The organism is Streptomyces sp. NPDC051909 (assembly GCF_040681095.1).
Classification (GTDB): Bacteria; Actinomycetota; Actinomycetes; order Streptomycetales; family Streptomycetaceae; genus Streptomyces.
In genome coordinates, this window is sequence record NZ_JBFAYA010000026.1 from 81,821 (window position 1) to 87,820 (window position 6,000).

Here is a 6,000-nt window from a genome sequence, read left to right on the forward strand (position 1 = left end):
TGTGCCGCCGGGCGTACTCCGGAAGAGGGGATCCCGATCCGCAGGTTCCGGAGAGGAGTCCCATCATGCTCGGCGATCTGATCGGTGAGGAACAGGGAGAGGTCACGGGGTTCCGGGTGCTGGCCACGGACGGTGGCCACCCGGTCATGGAGGCGTCCTTCCGGGCCTCCGGCACGATGCTCGGTGCCGAGATCACGGACATGGGCACGTACGAGTCGGTCCTGGGCGCCGACGGCACGCTCTTCGGAGAAGGCCAGGGGGTCGTGATGACCCGGGACGGCGAGACCGTCACCTGGCACGGCTCCGGAGTCGGCCGCTTCACGGAGTCCGGGGGAGTGAGCTGGCGCGGTGCCCTCTTCTGGGAGACCGCGTCCGCGAAGTTCACCCGGCTCAACGGCTGCGCCGGAGTCTTCGAGTTCGAGACGGACGCGAACGACAAGGCGACGGCCAGGGTCTGGGAATGGAAGTAGCAGTGCACACCTGAGGCGGCCCGGCTCCGGGCCGCCGCTTCGTACGAGGAGATTCGTGACTCCACCCACGACTGAAGTCGCGGGCTTCCTCCGTCGCTGGCTAAGCAGCGTCGCAGAGGGCCAGCCCGGCCCTGCGCTCGACGTTCAGCGCGCCCACGATGTCGGCGTTCTCGGCGAAGCCGCATCGGACGCATTCGAACTTCGCTTGGGTGACGCGGTTCTCCTTCGCGACATGCCCGCATTCGGGGCAGGTGCGGGAGGTGTTGCGGGCGTCCACCGGGATCACGCGGCGAGCGGCACTCTCAGCCTTCTGCGCCAGGATTCCGAGGAAGATCCCCCAACCCGCATCGAGGATGCTCTTGTTCAACCCGGCCTTCGCGGCGGCACCGTTCGGCAGGAACGCGCCATCCTGCGCGGGGTCGGGCTGGGGCGCGGGCGTCTTGGTCATGCCCGCTGTGTTCAGCCGCTCGTGCCCGATCACGTCGTTGTCGCGGATCAGGCCGAGGGCGGTCTTGTGGTGGTGGTCGAGACGCTGGCGACGGATCCTGGCGTGCAGCCTGGCGACCTTCCGGGCTGCGGCCTGGTGCTTCTTCGTCCGCTGACGAGTGCGCATCGGGAACGTCGAGAGGACGCGCTGAGCTTCGGTCAGTTCCTCCGCCGCCGTTTCGAGGAAGCGCGGGTTGGCGACGTGCTCGCCGTGGGATGTGGTGAGGAAGTGCATCACACCCATGTCGATGCCGACGACCGCGCCCGTGGGCGGCAGAGGGTCGGCGGGCACCTCGTCACACGCGAGGACGACGTACCAGCGGCGGCCTTCCCGCTTGACGCTGATCGTCTTCACCTGACCGCGCACGGGCCGGTGTTGATGCACGCGGACATGCCCGACTCCCTGGAGCCGGACGCGGGTTCGCGCATCGTGCGGGGTGGAGGCCCAGCGGCAGCCGTCTCCGTCCTTCGGAAACACCACGGTGTCGAAGTGGCCCACACCCTTGAAGCGCGGGTATCCAGGCGTCAGACCGGCCTTGACCCGCTTGAAGAAGGCTTGGAACGCCTTGTCCAGGCGGCGCAGGGTCGCCTGCTGGCTGGAGAACGACCAGCGGCCCTGACGCTCCGGTTCGAAGGCCCGGATCTCCTTGAGCTGCGCGGACTGATCCCCGTACTTGATGCTCGTCTTCGAGGCGTGCCGGTAGGCGTCCCGCCGTTCCTGCAAGGCCCCGTTGTAGAGCGAGCAGTGATCCCGCAGCATCTCGGCAAGAGCCTGCTCCTGGCGGACCGTAGGCCGCAGGAGGAACTTGTACGCACGCATCAACGCGGCCCACCTCCTCCGGTTTCCCAGGTCGCGGCTGATGCGATCAACCTATCCTCCGCCACTGACAACGCAGTGAACTCCGGCGCTTCGCGCCTCCGCTCCAAGGATTCGATTCCCCCTCCGGCTGAAGCCGGTGGTCTCTCCGAAAGAAGGTTTGATGGACATCGCAGGATCCGCCGCGCTCGTCACCGGTGCCGCCTCGGGCCTGGGCGCCGCCACCGCCGCCGCGCTCGCCGCCCGCGGCGCCACCGTCTACGGCCTGGACCTCGACAAGGCCGTCGCCGGGGCCGAGGCGCCGGCCGAGGGCGTCACCCTGCTCGCCGCCGACGTCACCGACGAGGAGCAGGTGCGGGCGGCGCTCGCGCGGATCGAGGAGGACGGCGCCGAGCTGCGGCTCGCGGTCAACTGCGCGGGCATCGCGCCCTCCGCCCGGATCCTGGGCCGCAAGGGCCCGCACGACCTGGCGCTGTTCCGCGCGGTCCTGGACGTCAACCTGGTCGGCACCTTCAACGTCATGCGGCTGGCCGCCGAGGTCATCGCCAAGCGGGACGCCGACGAGAACGGGCAGCGCGGCCTCGTCGTCAACACCGCCTCCATCGCCGCCTTCGAGGGGCAGGTCGGCCAGATCGCGTACGCGGCGTCGAAGGCCGGTGTCGCCGGGATGACCGTCACGGCCGCCCGCGACCTCGCCCAGTACGGCATCCGGGTGGTCACCGTCGCCCCCGGCATCGTGGACACCCCGATGATGGCCGGCTTCAGCGAGGACGTCCGGGCCGGGCTCGCGGCGAGCGTCACCTTCCCGCAGCGGCTCGCCCGCCCCGACGAGTACGCCCGCCTGGTCACCATGATCGCCGAGCACGACTACCTCAACGGCGAGACCATCCGGATGGACGGCGCGCTGCGCATGGCGGCCCGCTGAGCCGGAGCAGACGGCGGCGGTGAGCCGCTGACCTGGGCGATGGCACCAAGTGCCGCCGCGAGAGGGATCCGAGTGCTAGGTTCGGGGCATGAGCAGCAACCCCGCCACCCCCGCCAAGCCCTCGATGCGCGACTCCCTCGTCGCGGCGGCCTTCGAGCTCTTCCTGGAGCGCGGCTACGAGCAGACGACGGTCGACGACATCGTCCGTACGGCGGGGGTCGGCCGGCGGTCCTTCTTCCGCTACTTCCCGTCCAAGGAGGACGTGGTCTTCCCGGACCACGAGCAGAGCCTCGCCGACATGACCGAGTTCCTCGCCGCGAGCGCGGACTCCGACGACCCGCTGGTGCGGGTCTGCGAGGCCACCCGGCTCGTGATGCGCATGTACGCCGAGAACCCCACCTTCTCCGTCCAGCGCTACCGCCTCACCCGCGAGGTGACCGGCCTGCGGACGTACGAACTCTCCGTGGTCTGGCGGTACGAGAAGACCCTCGGCGACTATCTGCGCACCCGCTACGCCGACCGCCGCGACGGCACCCTGCGCGCCAACGTGGTGGCCGCGGCCGTGGTCGCCGCGCACAACCACACCCTGCGCCACTGGCTGCGCTCCGGCGGCGAGGGCGACCCGCTGGCGGAGGTCGACCGGGCGCTCGGGTTCGTCCGCGAGACGCTGAGCCCGGACGCGGTGCCGGCCGGCGGCGGGGCGGCGGGGGAGCAGGAGGCCGAGGACGTGGTGGTCGTGATCACCAAGCGCTCCACCCCCATGTGGCGCGTGGTGCGCGAGGTCGAGGCGAGCCTGGGCGAGGACTGAGGGACACGAAGGGATCTCAGTATCGTCAATTGAGGGTACTGAGGTCTTTCAATGCTGGCACTGAGTGCCATATCTTTGCACCACGCACGGTCGAGCCGCCGAGTGCAAGGAGATGTCATCGTGTTCCACACGGGATCCACGGGCCTGCGGACGTCCTCCGCCGCCCTCCTGGCCGACGAGTCGGCCGCCGAGCCGGAGCTCTACTACCAGGTGTGCCGCTGGTGCCAGACCACCACCTTCCAGCGCCTGCTGTGTCCGACCTGCGGGTCGACCGACCTGGCCCCCGAACTCAGCGCCGGCGAGGGCGTGATCTCCGTGCGGCGCGCCTTCACCGCCGCCGAGGCCGACCTCTGGCCGGTGCACATGGCCGAGGGCTTCGTGGTGCGCTGCCGGGTCGACGGTCCGCCGCACGCGGTGCGCCCCGGGGTGCGGGTCAGGCTGCTCCACGACGGCACGGGACCGGGCCGCCGGCCGGTCGTCCGGCTCTGCGAGGAGGTCGCGCTCGACGGCTGGTTCTGAGCGCGTCCCACGGACACGAAGGAGGGGGCGGGTGGCACAGAGTGCCACCCGCCCCCTCCTTCCTTGCGTCAGCGGGTGCCGATCTCGTCCGTCAGCTGCGGCAGCACGGTGAAGAGGTCGCCGACCACGCCGTAGTCGACCAGGTCGAAGATCGGGGCCTCCGGGTCCTTGTTGACCGCGACGATCGTCTTCGAGGTCTGCATGCCGGCCCGGTGCTGGATCGCGCCGGAGATGCCCGCCGCGATGTACAGCTGCGGGGAGACCTGCTTGCCGGTCTGGCCCACCTGGTTGGAGTGCGGGTACCAGCCCGCGTCCACCGCGGCGCGCGAGGCGCCGACGGCGGCGCCGAGCGAGTCGGCCAGCTTCTCGACGACCTCGAAGCCCTCGGCCGCGCCGACACCGCGGCCGCCGGAGACCACGATCGCCGACTCGGTGAGCTCCGGGCGGCCGGTGGACACCCGGGCGGTGCGCGAGACGACCTTGGCGGCGTTGCCGGTGAAGGCCACCGTCACGTTCTCGACGGCGCCGGCGGCCGGAGCGGCCTCCGGGGCGGCCGAGTTCGGCTTGACGGTGATGACCGGGACGCCGTGCGAGACGGTCGACTTCACCTGGTACGAGGCGGCGAACACCGACTGGGTGGCGACCGGGCCGGTCTCGCCGGCCTCCAGCTCCACCGCGTCCGTGATCAGACCGGAGCCGAGACGCAGCGCCACGCGGGCCGCGACCTCCTTGCCCTCGCCCGAGGAGGTCACCAGGACGGCGGCGACACCCTTGTCCTTGGCGATCTGGGTGAGCGCGTCGACCTTCGGCACGACGAGCTGCTCGGCGAACTCGGCGCCGTCCACGACGTACACGGTCGCCGCGCCGTACTCGCCGGCCGTCGCGGCGATCGAGGCCGCGGCGTCGCCTGCGCCGAGGACGACCGCCGTGGGCTCGCCGAGCCGGCGGGCCAGGGTGAGCAGTTCGAGGGCCGGCTTGCGGACCGCACCGTCGGCGTGGTCCACGAGAACCAGGATCTCAGCCATGATTCCTTGCTCCTGAGGGATGGTGACGGTGGGTCAGATGAACTTCTGGCCGGACAGGAAGGCGGCGAGCTGCTTGCCGCCGTCGCCCTCGTCCGTGACGATCGTGCCCTTGGTACGGGCCGGGCGCGCCGCGGCCGAGTCGACCAGGGTCCACGAGCCGCCGAGGCCGACCTCGTCGGCGTCGATGCCGAGGTCGTCCAGGTCCAGCTCCTCGACCGGCTTCTTCTTCGCGGCCATGATCCCCTTGAAGGAGGGGTAACGGGCCTCGCCCGACTGGTCGGTGACCGAGACGACGGCCGGCAGCGGGGCCTCCAGCTGCTCGCTGGCGGCGTCGCCGTCGCGGCGGCCGCGCACGACCCCGTCCTCGACCGAGACCTCGGACAGCAGGGTGACCTGCGGGAGGCTCAGGCGCTCGGCGAGCAGCGCGGGCAGCACGCCCATGGTGCCGTCGGTGGACGCCATGCCGCAGACGACCAGGTCGAAGCCGGTCTTCTCCAGGGCCTTGGCGAGGATCGCGGAGGTGCCGATGACGTCGGTGCCGTGGATGTCCTCGTCGTTGACGTGGACGGCCTTGTCGGCGCCCATCGACAGCGCCTTGCGGAGCGCGTCCTTGGCGTCGTCGGGGCCGACGGTGACGACGGTGACCTCGGCGTCGTCCGCCTCCTCGGCGATCTGGAGGGCCTGCTCCACCGCGTACTCGTCCAGCTCCGAGAGGAGGCCGTCGACGGCCTCGCGGTCGGTGGTCAGGTCGTCGGCGAAACCGCGGTCGCCGGTGGCGTCGGGAACGTACTTCACACAGACAGCGATCTTCAGGGTCACGGCCTGTCTCCTTTCAAAGGGCCTCAAGCGGCGGACGATTACGGGAGGTTGCGGGCCATGACGATGCGCTGGACCTGGTTGGTGCCTTCGTAGATCTGGGTGATCTTGGCGTCGCGCATCATGCGTTCGAC

General features: G+C 70.7%; 8 protein-coding genes. 4 read left to right on the forward strand and 4 right to left on the reverse strand.

Annotation, left to right across the window (positions count from 1 at the left end; all coding sequences use genetic code 11):
* Positions 1-65 precede the first annotated feature (65 nt).
* Positions 66-470: a hypothetical protein gene (locus tag AB0M18_RS30640; RefSeq protein WP_365763735.1), complete on the forward strand. Its 405-nt coding sequence runs from the start codon at positions 66-68 to the stop codon at positions 468-470.
* 100 nt (positions 471-570) lie between these two features.
* Here the strand turns inward: AB0M18_RS30640 and AB0M18_RS30645 are convergent, their stop codons facing one another.
* Positions 571-1,779 (reverse strand): transposase, encoded by a 1,209-nt coding sequence (locus tag AB0M18_RS30645; protein ID WP_365763737.1) that lies wholly within the window; start codon positions 1,777-1,779, stop codon positions 571-573.
* 157 nt (positions 1,780-1,936) lie between these two features.
* On the opposite strand from AB0M18_RS30645, the gene AB0M18_RS30650 reads away from it, so the two are divergent.
* The 3 genes from AB0M18_RS30650 to AB0M18_RS30660 all read left to right on the forward strand — a co-directional run bounded on the left by AB0M18_RS30650 (position 1,937) and on the right by AB0M18_RS30660 (position 4,025).
* Entirely contained in the window at positions 1,937-2,698 is a 762-nt protein-coding gene (locus AB0M18_RS30650) for an SDR family NAD(P)-dependent oxidoreductase (RefSeq protein WP_365763739.1), read from the forward strand.
* Between the two features lie 88 nt (positions 2,699-2,786).
* The gene (locus AB0M18_RS30655; protein WP_365763741.1) at positions 2,787-3,506 is read left to right on the forward strand and encodes a TetR family transcriptional regulator; all 720 of its coding nucleotides are present in this window, start codon (positions 2,787-2,789) and stop codon (positions 3,504-3,506) included.
* A 120-nt stretch (positions 3,507-3,626) separates the two neighbouring features.
* Positions 3,627-4,025, forward strand: a complete 399-nt coding sequence (locus tag AB0M18_RS30660; RefSeq protein WP_265867906.1) for a zinc ribbon domain-containing protein — start codon at positions 3,627-3,629, stop codon at positions 4,023-4,025.
* A 68-nt stretch (positions 4,026-4,093) separates the two neighbouring features.
* Here the strand turns inward: AB0M18_RS30660 and AB0M18_RS30665 are convergent, their stop codons facing one another.
* From AB0M18_RS30665 to AB0M18_RS30675, 3 genes are all read right to left on the reverse strand, one after another.
* Positions 4,094-5,050 carry an electron transfer flavoprotein subunit alpha/FixB family protein gene (locus tag AB0M18_RS30665; RefSeq protein WP_365763743.1) on the reverse strand — a complete coding sequence of 319 codons (957 nt, stop codon included), beginning with the start codon at positions 5,048-5,050 and terminating at the stop codon, positions 4,094-4,096.
* A 33-nt stretch (positions 5,051-5,083) separates the two neighbouring features.
* Entirely contained in the window at positions 5,084-5,869 is a 786-nt protein-coding gene (locus AB0M18_RS30670) for an electron transfer flavoprotein subunit beta/FixA family protein (protein ID WP_365763745.1), read from the reverse strand.
* A 38-nt stretch (positions 5,870-5,907) separates the two neighbouring features.
* Positions 5,908-6,000 (reverse strand): acyl-CoA dehydrogenase family protein (locus AB0M18_RS30675; RefSeq protein ID WP_132919430.1); only part of this gene is annotated, 93 nt, incomplete at its 5' end.